A 17,392-nucleotide genomic window follows, 5' to 3' on the forward strand; every position below is an offset into this window, starting at 1 on the left:
TCCCAATTCCCAATTCCCCATGCCCAATTCCATTTGCCGGAGATTAGGATTTCATGAAAGAGTTGGCGATATTCCTATCTAAGTCTTTGCTGGGTTGGCTGGCTATTCAGGCGTGTATTACACTGATGTTTTTGTTGTATGTGCGATCGCGTCCCAAAACTATATTACCCGACGAACAGTTACCGAAAACGGCGGTGATTCTTTGTCTACGTGGAGCCGACCCATTTTTACCCAATTGTTTGCAGGCACTATTAAAGCAAAACTACCCACACTACGATTTAAAGCTAATTATTGATAGTCAAGAAGATCCTGCTTGGCAAATAGCCAGCGAGACTATCAATGAACTAAAAGCAACCAATGTCCAAATCAACCATTTGAGGATAATACGCCACAACTGTAGTCTCAAATGTAGTTCTTTAATACAAGCTGTTTCCGACTTGGATGATTCTTATCAGGTAGTTGCTTTAGTAGATGCTGATACAATAGTCCATCCTAATTGGCTACGCGAATTAGTTAGTCCTTTAACTAATCCCAAAGTTGGGGCGACAACGGGTAATCGTTGGTATGTACCAACAGGTAGTTATTGGGGGTCTTTAGTACGGTATGCAGGTAATGTTGCTACAGTCGTGCAGATGTACTTATTCGGCATTCCTTGGGGTGGAACTTTAGCAGTTAAAAAAGAAGTGCTTCACCAAACAGGACTGCTAGATATGTGGGGACAAGCTTTCGGCGAAGATATGATGATGCACAACATCCTGAAAAAACATGGGATGCAGGTCAAGTTGGTGCCTTCTTTGATTATGCTAAATCGTGAAGAATGCGATTTGCTTGGCTTTATAGACTCTCTCAAACGCCAAATATTTTATTCTCGACTGTATCATCCCCGTTGGCTAGCTTTAGTTAGTGAAGCGATTTCTAGCATCCTCTTTCCGACAGCAGTTATAGTATTGTTTTTCTTGTCGTTGGGAGATGCACTATGGGAAGCTGCGGCTTTATTGTTGAGGAGTTACAGCATCTATACTCTGGGATTATTCTTGATCATGCTCATCGTGGAGTATGGAATACAGCCAGTAATTCGCTCTCAAGGTCAGCTAGTCACAAAATTATCAGCGACTACGATAGTGAGAATGTTGCTAGCAATTCCCTTAACACAGTGGGTATATGGGTTAGCAATGCTATCATCTTTTTGGATGTCAACAGTTAAATGGCGTGGTATTGTCTATCGGGTTCAAGGCCCTTGGAACATCCGACTAGTTGAATACCACCCTTATGATTTGTTGGATCAACCTATTGATCACAGAATTTCTCTTTGACGAAAACTAAGGTGTGGGGTACTGATACCATTTCCAAAAATATTTGTAACACATGAATCGGCTGTAGGGGCGTACAGCTGTACGCCTCTACAGTATCAGGTATTTCGTGAAATGGTATGTTGACTGTCATCAGTCAACTAGATTATATACAGGACTTACGCAAAATTATGAAAAAACGAACCACAAAGGACACAAAGGACACGAAGGAATAAGAGTTTCAGACAGTTGTTGTGTAAGTTTTATATATATACAACTTTTACATATAAAAATTTATTTTTTTAAGTAATTACGTCACAATTTTATATCCCTCAACAAAGGATTTATAAAAATTTATGAAGGGGAATTTATTAAGGGGAATTGCATCTTGAATCAAAACAATAAACGCACACTCTGTTATCTACAATTTAGACCATTTGTCAATGCGTAAGTCTTAAATCCAACTGTATCTTTGGAAAACTGTACGAGGTTTTTTAACCGCCAGCAGTTCACAACAGATATAAAAATCAGGATTTTCATGAAAGATTTGCTGCGTAAGTCCTAAATCGCAAACCAGCATTTTCATGAAAGATTTCCTCGAATTATGAAAAAACAACCACTTCGCATTGCAATTATGACGGGTGTTTATGCACCTTTTTTATCAGGGGTTGGAGTTGCAGTACATCAACGAGTTCGTTGGTTGTTACAACAGGGACATGAAGTTTTTCTAATTCACCCAGAAATTAATGATAAATTTCCCATAGAAGTACGCGATCGCCCTGTGGCAGGATTGAAAGAGGCTCAGTCTTTTTCTAACTTTTCTTCTTATGCCTATCCTACAAAGCCTCTAATATTTTACAAGTCTCTCCCTGAACCATTACACTATCGGCATTGGAACGATACTGAGGTATTATCGAGTTTTAAACCCGACATTGTGGTAGTTGAAGAAGCACCACAAATGAGAGGTTTCTACTCATGTTTCTTACAAGGTTATGGTCGCCCTGTAGGCATAAAATACGCTAAGCAAACCAGTACTCCCATCATCTCGGTATTCCATACAGACATCGTTGCCTATATTCGATATTACTTAGGCGATAAGTTTTTTAACTTGATTCGTCCCATCATTCCCATTTTCATCAAACAGTTCAGCGAGGCTTATAGTGCTAATTATTTTCCCTCCCAAGAACTGCTTGCTAAGTACAAGAGCATGAAATCTCAACGTAGTGAATACCTACCCTATCAAGGAATTGATTGCGAAAGATTTCACCCCCGAAATATTTGTTATAATCCGATTCCTAACGACCATCGACCCATTCTCCTGTTCGTCGGACGAGTGAGTGCAGAAAAGAATGTCACCCAACTGCTAGAGATATTTCCCATCATTGCTGCTAAAATTCCAGACGTTCATCTAGTGATTGTTGGTAGCGGTGCCAAACAGGAAGAACTTCGTCAGCAGTCCCAAAAATTTAAATCCAACATTACCATTTGGGGTGAATCTCACGGCACAGAACTTTTGGGTTGGTTTGCTAGAGCAGATGTATTTGTGAACCCCTCTGTCACTGAGAACTTCTGTACAACCAACATGGAAGCTTTAGCATCTGGAACCCCTGTTGTTGCAGCCAATGCTGGCGGAAACCCAGAGCAAGTTATTCCACTTATCAATGGATTATTAGCTGAACCCAACAATTCAACAGACTTTGCTCAAAAGGTGATTGCAATTCTAGAAAATCCTGACTTGAAAGCAGATTTGTCTAGGCAGGCTCGCCCCTCGGTATTAGAATTCGATTGGTCAGCATGTATGGAAAAATTTGAGGACAAACTCTACCAACTTGTGGAAGCAGGAGAGCAGGTAGATTTAGTAACAGCTGAGTAGCTATTGAGCAGGGGAGCAGGGGGAGATGAGGGGGATGAGGAGGAGAATAACTAATTTCCAATTCCCCATTCCCCATTGCCCCTAATCCCAATTCCCCATTCCCAATTCCCCAATTTAAAAATTGCCTTTGGGTACTTTTGCAATTTGCTGAGTAAAGTATGTTTCCTGGTGTTTGAGTTGTTTTGCCAGTTCTAAACCTTTTTGAAAGGCTGTTAGTGCTTGAGGATAGTCTTTGCGTTGTAAATATATTTGCCCGATTTGATCATATGCTTCCATCAAACCGTAGAAATTAGCAGCTTGCTCTTGTGTAACTATCAGAATTTGACTAGTTTGTAAAGCCTCGTCTATTTGTCCTTGAGAGCGATATAGCGCTATTAACTTTTGCAAAGCTTCACCTGCACGAGTAAACTGCTGCAATTGCCAAGCTGTGGTGTAGGCTTCTTGATAATTGTTAAAAGCTTCTGATAGTAAACTGGGATTTTCTCGTGCTAGAGTTTGATAATTTGCAGCAATTGTGAGTTTCAATTTTGGTATTTCAGTCAGATTATTTTCATCAACATCAATTTTTACTAGCTTATCTAGCATATTTATTGCTTGCTGTGGTTGTTTTCCCTGCTCGTAAATATAAGCAAGCTGTTGTATGTATGCTAGTTCATTGGTGCGATCGCCTGCTTGGGTAGCTAAACTCAACAATTCTTCGTAGGTGGTAGCAGCTTTGGGATAATCAAACCAATTTAAATGCAGTTGACCAATAATGTTGAGGGTTTGTACTACTGCTGTTGTATCTTGTTGCTGTCGTACTGCTGTCAAAACTTGGTTATAAACTTCTAGGGCAGGTTTGAGCGATCGCACGTTTTGGTAAGCTTGACCTAGCGATCGCAAAAGTTCCAGGTCAACAGTTTTTGGTGGTACATTTTTTTTGGCAACCTTTTTAGGGGATTGTAGTTGTTTTTGAATAGCTTGCAATCGCTGAGTAATGTAGTATATCTCTTGGCGATCGCTTTCATTCCAAGCGTAAGCACCCACCCGTGACAGTGCTTGCACTTCTGCTAATGAACCTAAAAACCGCCGCAAACGTAGTTCCCGGTTCCAAATTTCAAACGCTGCTACCTTATCTCCTGCTTGCAGTTTCTGTGTAGCTTGCTGATTCAACTCATCCAGCGCCACCTCCAGGTTTTGCTGTTCTTCAAGAGTTAACTCCCGTTTTTTGCTCAAATTTGGCAGCAGCGGATCGGAGGTAGTAATTTCTAGCGGGCTAGGAGGAAATTTATCGAGTTCTTCAGGGTTTTTACTCTGTGCTAGAGCCAAAGAACTGCTAAAAAGTATAGCGACAGTTATAATAACACTTAAGCGTCGGAGCATTGGTACTTTACCTATATCGGGAATTGGGCATTGGGAATTGGGAATTGGAAATTGGGAATCGGGAATCGGGAATCGGGCATTTCCCTTATCCCCCTTATTCCCATTCCCCAGTCTTCTCTCCCAACTGTGCCATTTGGTGTGACGCATAAAATATTCATAATTATCCCCATTCCCAATTCCCGATTCCCTATTACCATTCCCAAGCTTTACAATACTTCCAGATAATATTCAAGCAACTGGTTGATCATCTTTAAATGACTCATTCTACAGATATTGCCACTTTAGCTCGCTGGATGGCAGCAGATTTTAGCAATCAAGAACAAGCTTTTGAAAATCCGCCTTTTTTTGCCCACATTCGTGTGTGTATCCGTCCTCTTCCTTTAGAACTGTTCTCTGGAATGAGCTTGTTTCTCGAACAAGCTTATGACTATATGCTTACTCAACCGTACCGGATGCGCGTCATGCACTTGATTGAGACAGAAAACAACATTGTCATTGAACACTACAATGTTAAGGAAGAACAAAAGTTTTACGGTGCATCCCGCGACCTCGAACGACTGAAAACCTTAACTATTGACCAACTGGAGAAAATGCCAGGTTGTAACATGGTTGTAGAGTGGACAGGCAGTAGCTTTAAAGGCAGGGTTGAACCTGGTAAAGGCTGCATTGTGGTTCGCAACGGTAAAAACACCTATCTTGATAATGAATTTGAGATTGACGCTGAGAAATTTCTCAGTCTTGATCGGGGAAGAGATCTAGAAAGTGATGAGCGTTTATGGGGTTCTATTGCAGGGCCATTTCATTTTCTGCGTTGGCACAGTTTTGCCGACGAGGTGATAGTCACTTCTGAGTCTTGAGTAGGCAGGGAAAAGTTCCCACGAGGTTTCCCACCAAAAGAAACTGCACTGCGCCTGATGCTAAACCCCCACTTGACCAAAGTGGGGATTGTTAAATCCTGGCTTTAGGGAAGTGGGAAGTAGAGTAAAACGAAAAATTTGATGTTTTTGGCTTTGTTCGAGGTTGATTGTACCTCAAATCAAAATTATTGATACTTTTTAAACAATCTCTTAAAAGACGACTGGGTTTAGGGAGTGATACTATTTCACTAAATTAATGATACAAATAATTTCTCCTCTGCTCCTCTGTTACCCCTAATCCCCACTCCCTCCGGTCGTGGGGGCCCCGAGTTCCCCTGCCCCTCTGCTTGCACGGCAGTTGCTCGACTTGGGGAGCCACTGCGTTGGGCGGCTATGCCGACTTGAAGCACGTGGCGTGACACCCCAAGACCGCACTGCCTCCTAAATGTATCAACTTTAAAGTGAAACGGTATGAGGTTCATCAAATTCACTTCAACAATTAACCACTTCCTCTCACGTTTTACCATTAGTTAAAACTGGAGTAGTTGCAGTTACAGCTAAAATTAAAACTTTTAAGATTTAAAAATCTCATCTTTAAATTTATATCAAGTTCTAACGCTCAGAAGAAGCTTCCGTGAAGAGTTTTGGTGTTGCTTATGCCGTTAATTCATAATCTTTAGTTCTGAGCTAAGTTCAAGCAAATTGACACAAAAAATGTAATGTAAAATACAGTTTTTTAGAAAAAAATCTGGTTTTTGAATTCACTACCTGAGAGCGATCGCAAAAATTTTCGGTCTACTAACCGTCAACTTTGTTTATATAGTTTCTCTCACCTCTCAACTTGCACATTTTCAAACCCTTATACAGTAAAGCTTTTATAAATATCGTCAAAATGTGCTTATTTCATAGTAATATTACGAGCATCATTAGAGCTAATTTGTAAACTCAAGTAAAATACTTACCTTGTAAGGGTTTCAGGAATTTGAGTTAATACAGCACTTATTCGCTGAAACTTAAACCTAGTAATGAGTTGAGTCTCCTTAAGATTTTCTTTACGAATCAGCTCTTAGTCTGATTATTGACTATATAAGAATGGCACTAAGAAAAGCCGAAACACTTGCCGTTTAAGCAGTCTGCAATTGTTTACGTAATTCTTGCCTCTTCTGGTTCAATCTGGGGTAAGCTTTGGGGCGACGTTTGGTAGCTCGTGGTTCGTTTCTAGCGGGGCGATGTCTGATGACAAGCCGCTTCGCGTCTACGGGAATCACCTTGTGAACGATAATTTTAAGCAAAGTGCAGTAAAGTCTAAGGCGTTTTTTAGAGCCAGCAGCCTCTAATTTTGGAAGAAAGTTAATTAAATGATGGCGAGTAGCAAGCGCGCGATAAACGATTTGGAGGAGTATTGTAAGTAGTCCCAGCTGTCCACATTAAACTCCTCAGTAAATTGTAAGCAAGTAAATAAACATGAATTTCTTTGCGTACCATTGAAGGAGTTTTACATCTTAAAACATCCATACCCAAAGTAGTTTTCAAATGTTTTAGATCGAGTTCAATCTGCCAACGTTGATAGTAAAGCCAAACTATTTTTAAGCGAGGGTAGATTTCTTGATCTAATAAAGTCGTGATTAAGCTAATTCTGCTAGTCCGAAAACCAGGAATCTCAATATAGTAGTAAATTTCTCGTACAGTTATAGAGTCAGGTAGAGTGTCAAATTCATCTTTATTTAATCCCTTTGGGCATCTTTGAGGTTTATTCCAAGTAACAAGTTTGTCAGAATCTCCGAAAATTTTACCTTTTCGCATGGTTGTTGTGCGCGCTTGGTGCTTACGAAATACAGCATCGCAATCATTTTTTTTAATAGCAACCATGTCGGCATAGGCACAAAATGCTCTATCCCCTAATAGCACATCATTAGGTTTGAGAAAACTGTACAATTTCCTTGCTAACTTAATATCATGGGTGTTCAAAACATCTATGCACAAAGCAACAGCGGCTCCTGTCACCAAACTGAATATTACACCAATTTTCGCAATTGGAAAGCCACATCCCTCTTTTTGAGTACTAGGTTGAGGGTATTCTTTTTGATTTTCTTGTGTGTCGGGCATAGAGACAGTTGAACCGTCTATTACTTTCACATTTCGATAAACCAGATTCGGGAATTTCTAAATTTTGAACTTGGGTAAAAGTTTTACCGTCAGTTTCAAGCGCGAAAGAATCCCCAACTAAAGCCGAAGGCTTAGTTGGTGGTGCGTTCAAGCAGTAGCTAAGTCATTTGTCGAGCCATTAGCTGGGCAAATAGTCCTTCTTGAGCAGCTAGCTGGTCAAAAGTTCCTTGTTGCATAACCCGTCCTGCTTGCAGTACATAGATACGATGAGCGTTGCGGATTGTGCTTAGTCGATGGGCGATCGCTATTCTGGTAACTTGTAGTTTATCCAAACTTTCACTCACAATTGCCTGGGTTCTATTATCTAACGCACTGGTTGCCTCATCGAAGAGTAAAATACGAGGTTTCAATGCCAGTGCGCGAGCAATTAGCAATCGCTGTCGCTGTCCCCCAGAAAGATTACCTCCGGCTTCACTAACTACAGTATGCATTTGCATTGGCATGGCAGTGATATCTTCAGCCAAACCTGATGCTTTAGCTGCTTCCCAGGCTTCCTCCAAAGTAATCTGAGCGCCAGCAGCAATATTCTCAAAAATCGAAGCTGACATTAGTCGGCTGTTTTGCAAGACTACGCCTAACTGTCGGCGCACTGCTTCTACATCCAAGCCAGACAAGTCTTGACCGTCGTAGTATATACTACCTGCTTCTGGAGTTTCAAACCCCAGCAGTAATCGGAATATCGTCGATTTACCACTTCCAGAACTCCCAACAAGAGCAATAAACTCTCCTGGCTCCGCAGAAATACTAAGATTGTCGAGTATTAGTGAGCCATCTTTGCGGTAGCGGAAAGTGAGACGATCCACAACAATTCTGCCGAGTAACCTACCAGGATCAGCTTTGCTGGCAACCACTTCTGGTATGCTTGCTAAAATTGGCTGGGTGCGTTTCCACTGAGGGATTATATGTAAAACTTCAGTCACCGTGTTGCTCAGGTCTGTGGTTCCTTTGATAAAGTTTCCATAGGCTGTGTTAAAGGCTAAAAAAGTACCAAGGGATAGACCAATAGCTCCAGCATTATTTGCTTCTTCAAGCAGTTTAATAGTAAACCAGAACAAAACTCCATTAGTCAGTATAGGCATCACTGTATTGAAAAGCACTACAGCGTCTTCTACTTGTTGCGTGCTTAGTTCTAACTTGATTTGCTGACTATAGTTTTTACTCCAAGAAGCAAAGGCGCGTTCTTGGGCGCCAGCAATATGCAATTTAGAAATGCCATTGATTAGCTGCACTGTTTGTCCAAAAATTTTGCCCCGTAATTCCAACAGGGGTAGCACCTTACGCAGCAGAAGTAAACCAAAGATTGTAGTGACTGCGATCGCTATTACAGCAACAGCAACAGCAACAAAAGCTAATTTATAGTTGTAATAAAATAACTGACCCAAATAAAACAGTGTAAACAGACTGCTAAAGAGATTTATTAAGATTCTGCCACCTAATTGGCGACGGATTGTACTTATTGAAGTTACGCGCGATAGTAAGTCGCCTGTAGTATATTGACGGAAAAAAGATATTGGTAAGTTTAACAGCCTATCCCAAGTAGCAGCCTGAGTAGTAGCGTCTGTTGCGGTTTCTGTTCGCAGAATTGCAAATCCTTGAGCCATCTGAAATAAGGCTGTACCCAAAGCAGCAACCAGCAACCCCAAACCAATTTGCAGCAATAACCCGCGATCGCTATCTGGTATGGCATTGTCCATAATAATAGCCGTGGCTTGGGGAGTAAGCATCCCCAGCAATGTTACAGCAATACCAGTCAAGAAAATTGTTAGTATATCCCTAACATGCCCTTTGAGTGCAAATTGCAGTAGAGTTAAAGCTCCCAGTACCTGATCGGGCAAAGACCGATAAAACATATAGGCGACGGGAGCTAGTGTAGAGGCTACGCGCTCATCCACCCGTGCGCGGGTGCGTTCAACGGGGTCAAAGATTTCATAATGATTTGCTGAAACTGGTAGCAGCGCCACTGGTCGATTATCTTGAGTGTAAGCAAGGAGCGAACCACAATCTTTTTCCCACCAATTGTCTCGCAGCAGCACTCGCCGCATTCTAATCCGCGAAGCCCGAACGATCGCTTCTAGTGGCTCCTTGAGTCGCTTGAGGTTCTCAGAACGAGCCGGGGGTTTAATTTTCACCCCCATAGCTCTGCCGACTGCACCAGCCGCAACTAGTAAAGGCGTACCTTCGATGAAAAAATCGCCATCTTGGTAATTTAGGGTTGATGCTAACTCCCCTAAAGCTTCAGCTGTAACTTGACGATTGAGACGTTGGCGATCGCGCAATCGCATCAGTTCTTCTTGGGCTTCTTGATGCTCTAGAATGTCAATGCAGCGCAGAAGTTGAGTATTCAGCTGGGATAGCCCTGTCAGAATAATATTTGGATTGTCAATTTCCGAAGTTGTAATAGTGGCAAGTTGAACTGTATCTCCAGCTTCTAGCCACATTTTTTCGTTGAGAGGAAAAGTGACTGTTGAACTTCCTAGAGTCAGTTCGTCAAATCCTAGAAAGTTGACAGTCCCTTCATTGATTTGTACCCAACAGACAACACCTGGTTCTGGTTGGAAAGTTTGACCATTACTTAAGGAAAATCGTCTGCTTCCGTCAGTTTTAATTTGAATTGCTGGAGTGGGAATAGGGGAGAGTGCAGTACTAAGTTGCTTGAGCCAAGATTCTACCAAAGCGATCGCCCTAACATCTCCATTGGCTATTAACTCACGGAAAGATTCATGATGTACTTGTAGTAATTCTATCTCACCCATCGGCACGGCTAAAATTTGGCGTTGGCTATGGCCAGAACTAGCAGCAGTTCCGAAAAGTGCCTCACCCTGATTCATACTACAGAGATAATGGCGAGTACCTTCTATGACACCATCTTTCACCGTGACGGCAAACAATGCCACAGAGCCAGATTGAATTACCAAAACCCGTAATGGGTCATTTAACAGTATCGGTTCATTCCCCTGAATTTGGTAAAGTTGCCCCACGGTCGCCTCACTTGCATTGAAATTTTGGAATTTTTAAAGTAATTACTCATGAAAGACTGTTAAATATGGCATCTGAGAACTTAATTCAAACAAATCCACATATAAACTAAGGAAAATTAAACTCAAAAATTACGAATTACGAATTACGAATTAGTAATTACTTACAGTGCTTCTCCTTCCATCCGAATTAATCGTGAGTACGCACCATCGACGTGCCACAATTGTTGATGAGTACCGCGCTGTACTACCTTACCCTGTTCTAAAACGATGATTTCATCGCAGTCTCGGATAGTGCTTAAGCGGTGTGCCACAATAATGCAGGTGCAACCCCGTCGCCGCAGATTTTCGTCAATAATTTTTTCCGTCTCTGCATCTAAGGCGCTGGTAGCTTCATCCATCACCAGGATAGAAGGATTATTTACCAAAGCACGAGCAATTTCTAACCGCTGTCGTTGTCCACCGCTTAAATTAGCAGCACCTTCTATGAGTTCTGCATCCAACCCTCCAGTCATTGAAAGGATAACATCGGCGATCGCAGCATCTTCACAAGCTCGGATTAAGCTTTTGTCGGGTATGGTAGAATCCCATAAAGTTAAATTATCCCTGACAGTGCCGCCAAACAGCAGAATATCTTGCTCCACCATCGCCACGGAGTTAGTGAGTATTTGCTGGGGAATCTGCTCTCTGGATGTATCATCAAATAGTATTTCCCCCGTCCAAGGTTGATAAAGTCCGCTGATTAGTTTGGCAATTGTAGATTTACCAGAACCACTCCCACCTACTAACGCCACTCGCTGTCCCGGTTTAATTGAGAGGTGAAAATTTTCAATCAGTGGAGGCTCTAGGCGGCTATAACCAAATGTCACATTTCGTAATTCAACATACCCCTGTAATTTGGGAACAAATGTAGAAGGATAATCGGACAAAAGTTTCTCCCCTGCTCCCCTGCCCCTCTGCTCCTCTGCTCCCCCGCTCCCCATTTCAGAAGCCGGGTTATCCAGCACATCATCTAGGCGGAGCAAATTTCCTTCTAACTCTTGCAGTGTAGTACCGAAGTTGACCAAATTGTTCACAGGTGATTGAAAACTGTACATCAAACCTTGAAAAGCTACGAGCATTCCAATACTGAGGTGTCCATCCATCACTCGTAAACCACCAACAACTAATAACATCACCGAAGAAATAGCCGACAGGAGCAAGGGTAATACAGAAAATATTTGATTTGTCGCACCCAATTCCTGCTGAGAATTAATCGCCTTGGTGTAATAACCAGACCACCGCGAAAAGAAATCTGACTCTAAACCAGATGCTTTTAAGGTTTCTATACTTTGGAGAGCAGCAATGGAAGTACCAGCAGCTTTGCCATACTCTTGGATCAATCGTTGATTGGCATCTACACGCCGTCGGGAAATCCACTGTAAAACTAAGATATTTATAGCAGCAAAAATAACTATAATTAATGTCAATACCCAGTCATATTGCACCATGACTAAGGCATAAAAAATTACCATAACTGCATCAATTACCGTAGTTGCCAATCGTCCCGAAAGGATATTTGCAACTTCGTCGTTGATAGTGGTGCGATCGCTAATTTCTCCTGCAAAGCGTTGGGCGTAAAAGCTTACAGGTAAACGCAGAATATGCCAGAGAAAGCGACTGGACATCCCAACAGACAGCTTAATTTTTAGCCGACGCAGATATCTCAATCGCAGTAGGGTTAACAATGCTTGAAATATAGCTGTAATAGCCATTGCCAAAAGCAACGGCCGCAACCAATCTTGCCTTTGTTCGATGAGGATTTCGTCTACAAATACCTGGCTAAACACAGGTATCAGCAATCCCACAAGGGCTAAGAAAAAACCTCCGATTAAACAGTAAACTAAAGCACTAAAAGCCCCCTGTAATCTTGACCACAAGGATACAATCATGCTGGGTTTGCGACCACCTTTGACAAACTCCGGGCTTGGTTCCATCACCAGCACCACTCCGGTATATCCCTCGTCAAATTCTTGCAGGGACACGGTACGCGGCCCGGTGGCGGGGTCGTTGAGATAAACTCGTTGTTTGCCAAATCCCTCCACAACTAGGAAGTGGTTAAAGTTCCAGAAGATAATATAAGGGGGGCGCAGGTCTTGTAGTTGTTTGAGTTCTTTTTTAAAGCCTTTGGCTTCGAGTCCGTACCTTCTGGCAGCTTTTACCATGTTAGATGCTTTGCTGCCATCACGGGAAACGCCACACTCTCGTCGTAGTTCAGGTAGGGGTACAATGCGATCGTAGTAACCAAGAATAATTCCCAAAGCAGCAGCACCACATTCCACAGCCTCCATTTGTAAGACAGTGGGGGTTTTAACGCGCCGCCTGCTTGTACTCAAGAGTAATTTTTGCAGGTATTGCCAAGGATTAATCGGTGTTGCTAAGGTCGAATTAGTAGATACCACTGTATTCCCTCAAGATTGGTAAAACAAAAGTGATGGGAGCGCGTTCTTCTACCTTGACTCGCACAATAGTAGTAGTTCCAGGGGAAATTTTGGTTTGCGGCCCAGTAGAAGAAGACCACTTGTAACCACTTGGAGTTGTAGCATCCAATTCTAGGTCAGCAAATACTTGCATTAGACCTTCTTGTCTTTGAGATACCAAACTTTCTACTATATCTGCATTACCCACCTCCGATGCAGCTGCCTCTTTTGTAATAGGAAACTGTGAAACCTTACTCACCGTACCTACAATACCGCCAAAGCGTTGTCGCTTGACGGTTTGGGGTGTAATTTGAATTGTCATCCCTGGTTGAATTTTCTTACCATCCCCAACCGGAAAATAGGTAACACCAACCAATTTGTGAGATGAGTCCTCTGCTTCTATCGTGCCAAGACGAGTTCCAGCATTGACAACTTGCCCTGATGTCACGGTTAATTCTAGAATGCGTCCTGAATGTTGACTGATGATTTGGCTGCTATCTCCTAGTTGCAATTCGAGTTTGGCAATCTCCCGCTTGACTTCTTGAATTTCTTTGTTGCGGGTATTAGCATTTTCTAAGTCTTGTTGAGCTACAGAAGCTGCTTTGCTATCCAGTTCTTTTAGCTGAGCTTGCAAGTCAGAAATAGTACTGAGGTTTTCACGATTAGCTTTTTCTTGTTCTGTCTTTTTATAATCAAGTTCTTTTAATTGGGCTTTGAGGTCAGAAATTTTCTCTAGGTTTTGCAAATATTCTTGTTCTGCTGTTAAAGCTTCATCAGCAGAAATAGCTCCTTGTTGCTGATGCATCTGTTTACGGATTTCCATTCTCTGCTTGAGAACGGGAGTTAAAGCTTGGCTTTCTTTAAGGCGTTGTTCCAAGCCTTGGCGTTGCTGGCCAATAGAGACGTTGCTTGTAGTTTTGAGGAGAGGTGACAAAGCTTGAAGTTCGCGGATGCGTTGCTGGAGATACAGGCGTTGTTGCTGCATAGACCCTCTTTCCTGTTCCAGCCTTTGTCCTTGCAGGGAACTGGTAGCTTCGTCTAGTGATTGCAATTCTATGAGTTTAGCTCGTTGTTGTTGCAATTGCTTGCGGAGTTCAGCTTGATCGATGGCTGCTAGAACTTGTCCTTTTTTGACGACATCTCCAACTTTGACATTGAGAGCAAGTATCTGTCCTGCGCTTTTTGATTGTAGAGGTAGAACTTTGCTAGGGTAAATCAGTACGCCTTGCCCTTCAACAGTAATAGGGATGCGTCCATAAATACTCCAAATAACAGCGACTCCTACCAAGGAACCCAAAGCAACAAGAGGTAGCCAGCTTTTGGGGCTAACTACCTGCATCAGTTGGTCTATTCTTTCAGGGGAGGATAGACGTTCTAGGGATTGTTTGCGGAATATAGTGCGCTTTTGGTGGAGCATTTTCTATTAATTTGACAATATTTTGCCATGTTTATAATTGTTCAAATCAAACTAATGAAATAGAGACAAAAGCCTTTGTGGGATACCCTTCCAAGTAGCTGCATCTTTGACTATCTCTTGCTTGAGTAAATTAGACTCTGGAAGCGCAAGTTCATCACACAGAGCAACTAAATCAGCAAGTGTTGCATACCAGAGCAATGGTGTATCATTGCTTCCCTTAGCGAGAAATTCAGATGCTCGTTCTAAAAAAGTAGCAACTTCATGATTGATAAATGCCTGCTTAACTAGTAACCAAGCATACGCTTGAGGATGACAATGATAAGTCTCATCAGGGCATATTGGCATATAATTTGAGCCAACTGTCAGTAAATCAGAGACAAACTGACGATCTTTACCAGCTAAAATAGTAGCAATCTCACCTGTGACTTGAGCAAACATTGCAGCGACAAACTCTGCACGTTGACGTTTTACACGCTCATAACCCCATAAGCCAGGAATAGGTAAGGTATCTAATATTCCATCAAGATAACCAAGAATCTGAAAAGCAAGCTTAGTTGATCGATGCAACTCCATGCAACCAGCATCAATACGTACAAGATTATGCACTAATTGAATACGACCAAAAAGTACAATTTCATAACCGTATTTTTCCTCTAAAATCATGTCAATTTCTAGAGCCTGATAAATTCGGTTACGAGCTTGTTCAAACTCACCACGTCGATAATCTAAGTAAGCTTCTGCTTGTTCTAAGAAAGATTGGTAAAGCAAACTTCCTTCATCTGAAAGTTGTTTTAATTTCAGTAGTAAACGAGCTGCTGTAAATGCACTTTCAGCTGCATTAAAATCTCCCCGACGAGCGGCAAGTAAACCACGTTGCCTAGCGTTACTAAACTTGCTAATAAGCAATCTGTCTGTAGATGATAAGCGAGTACGCATCAACATTGACAAAGACTCATCTATTGAATCACCGGATAATTTTAATTGAGAGCCAATAGTCTTAGCATTACCTAGACGATAAGATTTAAGGCTTGCCTGAAGATAATTTTTACAAGAATCGACAGATGAATAGCATTGCATATTTTATGAAGATATGATTTAAATTGACTTTTTGGTACTGCTATTCTTGGCTAGACGGCAAGTGCTTTTCTTTGCAAATTAATAGCTATTTCATCACTTGTTGGTAAAGAAACAAGAGGACAAGCTAAGGTATCAGGATCTAGGGTTTCTATTCCACGAATCCAAGGAGCAAAACGACCTGGTATGAGTTTAAGTTTGCCGTCTGGCTGTAAAGTACCAATATGATTACGTTCATCAGTAAGCGCTACTGTACACTTACCAACTTTTCCGTTTGCACGAATGACTAATGAGTTGGGACGTGCAGCATAACAAACGGGGTTGTCTGGCACAGCAGCATTCTGTGGAGATTTTAAATTATTACCAAATAATTTAGCTTCTAAGATTTTAATAGCTGCGTTTTTATCAGCCTCTGAAAAAACTTTGATTGAAGCATCATTAGGGCCACCAAGATGTTCAATTCCTTTGAAAAAAACAGAGAACCTTGAATCAGGTAAAAATTCCCTTTTGATATCTTCTAGCAACGGATCGAGGTAGTTAACTGTATCTGGAGTAAAATGAATACGCAGTAAAATATTTACTGGTAATAAACTATCTCTTATTGCTAGTAAATTATTCCAGATTTTGTCAAATGTACTTTTGCCGTCTGCACGAATACGGCTTTTATCGTGAATTTCACGAGGCCCATCAAGAGAAATTTGGTAATGTTTAACTCCTACATTGGCTAAAGCCGAAGCAGTATTGAGATCCAATAAGTAAGCATTGGTTGTCATGGAACCTGAATAATTCAAATGTGAATATTTATCAGCCAAAGACATGGCATATTCAGAAATATTTAAAACAATGTCTTTAGCAACAAGAGGTTCTCCACCAAACCATGATAGATTTAAATAACTCAAATTTGGGCATCGTTTTTCAAGGAGAGCTTTAATACCTGAAATAATCTCAGGCTTCATCCGACCTATTGAAAAATCTTCATAGCAATAAATACAACGTAAATTACACTGCTCTGTTGGTAAAATAATTAATTCAAAAGCTTTATCCGATATTAATCGCGCACGCTTGAAATTATCAGAGTCAATACTACTAGCTTGTTTTAAAACTGTTCCAGTCATAATACAAACCTCTAAATTGAAAATAGTACTGTTAGTTTTTCAGAAAATTCAAAATCTTTAACCCGAAAAGTGCGATCGCTACAATCTAGGTTTATGTAAGACTAGGTGTAGCGATCGTTTTCCATAGGAATGTTATTCTATGGCTTCGTTTAAGAATCTGTTAAATCCTGCACTGCACATTTACCGTTAATTTGTGGGCAGGAACCGTTTACCCCTCCTCCTGCAATTTCCTCAAGTTCTTCAGTAGTTAATTCTTGAAGTGCTTGTTCTAACTGTGGGTCGTTAACCACTAATTCTCCATTTTCATTAATTCCAATCTGTTCGCTATTTTCTTTCGGGTCTAATTTTTCGTTTTGGTTAGACATAAATTTCTCCACAGTGATTCAAAAAACAATTTCCTTTGTCTTACTAAAATTTTGCCACTAAGTGACTTTTGAACACAATGCACTATTTTTATATAAGACTATAATTTTTTCGGTAGACTTCATAAATTCAAGTTACTTATAACTTTCCAAACATTTCAATTAATAACACTAGCTTATTTGAAAACAGCTTCTGTCATAGTCATAGGCATCCAAGTTCAAAAGCAGTGTTTTTATTTTTTAGGTAATTTTAAATCTTTGGCAAAAAGTGCGAACGCTACAATCAAGATTGCATCTACCAAGCTTAACGAGCGCTGTTTGTAGAAGTGTTATTCTCGTTAGCCGAAACACTGCAAATTTAATATTTAAAGTATTGAAGAGTCAATCAAATAAAATTTGCCATTGCGAATGCAGCGAAACTAACAAATTTATATAAGGTTTAG

Annotated in this window: 11 protein-coding genes; 3 read left to right on the top strand and 8 right to left on the bottom strand. The window is 41.1% G+C overall.

Annotation, left to right across the window (positions count from 1 at the left end; genetic code table 11):
* Positions 1-53: 53 nt before the first annotated feature.
* On the top strand, positions 54-1,313 hold the full coding sequence (locus tag I8748_RS14940; protein ID WP_198125366.1) for a glycosyltransferase: 1,260 nt from the start codon (positions 54-56) through the stop codon (positions 1,311-1,313).
* Positions 1,314-1,893: 580 nt separating this feature from the next.
* Positions 1,894-3,162, top strand: a complete 1,269-nt coding sequence (locus I8748_RS14945; RefSeq protein WP_198125367.1) for a glycosyltransferase — start codon at positions 1,894-1,896, stop codon at positions 3,160-3,162.
* A gap of 114 nt (positions 3,163-3,276) precedes the next feature.
* Here I8748_RS14945 and I8748_RS14950 read toward each other — a convergent pair whose 3' ends face one another.
* Positions 3,277-4,524, bottom strand: a complete 1,248-nt coding sequence (locus I8748_RS14950; protein WP_198125368.1) for a tetratricopeptide repeat protein — start codon at positions 4,522-4,524, stop codon at positions 3,277-3,279.
* 254 nt (positions 4,525-4,778) lie between these two features.
* On the opposite strand from I8748_RS14950, the gene I8748_RS14955 reads away from it, so the two are divergent.
* On the top strand, positions 4,779-5,381 hold the full coding sequence (locus tag I8748_RS14955; RefSeq protein ID WP_198125369.1) for a chromophore lyase CpcT/CpeT: 603 nt from the start codon (positions 4,779-4,781) through the stop codon (positions 5,379-5,381).
* Between the two features lie 1,350 nt (positions 5,382-6,731).
* Here the strand turns inward: I8748_RS14955 and I8748_RS14960 are convergent.
* The 7 genes from I8748_RS14960 to I8748_RS14990 all read right to left on the bottom strand — a co-directional run bounded on the left by I8748_RS14960 (position 6,732) and on the right by I8748_RS14990 (position 16,952).
* Positions 6,732-7,517 carry an IS4 family transposase gene (locus I8748_RS14960; RefSeq protein WP_214662576.1) on the bottom strand — a complete coding sequence of 262 codons (786 nt, stop codon included), beginning with the start codon at positions 7,515-7,517 and terminating at the stop codon, positions 6,732-6,734.
* Between the two features lie 128 nt (positions 7,518-7,645).
* Positions 7,646-10,525, bottom strand: a complete 2,880-nt coding sequence (locus I8748_RS14965; RefSeq protein WP_318781229.1) for an NHLP bacteriocin export ABC transporter permease/ATPase subunit — start codon at positions 10,523-10,525, stop codon at positions 7,646-7,648.
* Between the two features lie 161 nt (positions 10,526-10,686).
* A complete protein-coding gene (locus tag I8748_RS14970) occupies positions 10,687-12,963 on the bottom strand; it encodes an NHLP family bacteriocin export ABC transporter peptidase/permease/ATPase subunit (RefSeq protein WP_198125371.1) in 2,277 nt (758 codons plus the stop codon).
* A complete protein-coding gene (locus I8748_RS14975; protein WP_198125372.1) occupies positions 12,950-14,398 on the bottom strand; it encodes an NHLP bacteriocin system secretion protein in 1,449 nt (482 codons plus the stop codon). The genes I8748_RS14970 and I8748_RS14975 overlap by 14 nt, the downstream gene beginning before the upstream one ends.
* 51 nt (positions 14,399-14,449) lie before the next feature.
* Positions 14,450-15,475, bottom strand: a complete 1,026-nt coding sequence (locus I8748_RS14980) for a hypothetical protein (RefSeq protein WP_198125373.1) — start codon at positions 15,473-15,475, stop codon at positions 14,450-14,452.
* A gap of 50 nt (positions 15,476-15,525) precedes the next feature.
* Positions 15,526-16,587: a radical SAM protein gene (locus tag I8748_RS14985; RefSeq protein WP_198125374.1), complete on the bottom strand. Its 1,062-nt coding sequence runs from the start codon at positions 16,585-16,587 to the stop codon at positions 15,526-15,528.
* A gap of 149 nt (positions 16,588-16,736) precedes the next feature.
* Complete coding sequence (locus I8748_RS14990) at positions 16,737-16,952, bottom strand: type A2 lantipeptide (protein ID WP_198125375.1); 216 nt, start codon at positions 16,950-16,952, stop codon at positions 16,737-16,739.
* Positions 16,953-17,392 lie beyond the last annotated feature (440 nt).

It is taken from the genome of Amazonocrinis nigriterrae CENA67, assembly GCF_016056305.1.
GTDB lineage: Bacteria > Cyanobacteriota > Cyanobacteriia > Cyanobacteriales > Nostocaceae > Amazonocrinis > Amazonocrinis nigriterrae.

Excerpts from the sequence above, each read along its gene's own strand:
- I8748_RS14985 (WP_198125374.1), bottom strand. The coding sequence starts at position 16,587 with ATGACTGGAACAGTTTTAAAACAAGCTAGTAGTATTGACTCTGATAAT.
- I8748_RS14955 (WP_198125369.1), top strand. The coding sequence starts at position 4,779 with ATGACTCATTCTACAGATATTGCCACTTTAGCTCGCTGGATGGCAGCA.
- I8748_RS14945 (WP_198125367.1), top strand. The coding sequence starts at position 1,894 with ATGAAAAAACAACCACTTCGCATTGCAATTATGACGGGTGTTTATGCA.
- I8748_RS14980 (WP_198125373.1), bottom strand. The coding sequence starts at position 15,475 with ATGCAATGCTATTCATCTGTCGATTCTTGTAAAAATTATCTTCAGGCA.
- I8748_RS14940 (WP_198125366.1), top strand. The coding sequence starts at position 54 with ATGAAAGAGTTGGCGATATTCCTATCTAAGTCTTTGCTGGGTTGGCTG.
- I8748_RS14950 (WP_198125368.1), bottom strand. The coding sequence starts at position 4,524 with ATGCTCCGACGCTTAAGTGTTATTATAACTGTCGCTATACTTTTTAGC.
- I8748_RS14975 (WP_198125372.1), bottom strand. The coding sequence starts at position 14,398 with ATGCTCCACCAAAAGCGCACTATATTCCGCAAACAATCCCTAGAACGT.
- I8748_RS14990 (WP_198125375.1), bottom strand. The coding sequence starts at position 16,952 with ATGTCTAACCAAAACGAAAAATTAGACCCGAAAGAAAATAGCGAACAG.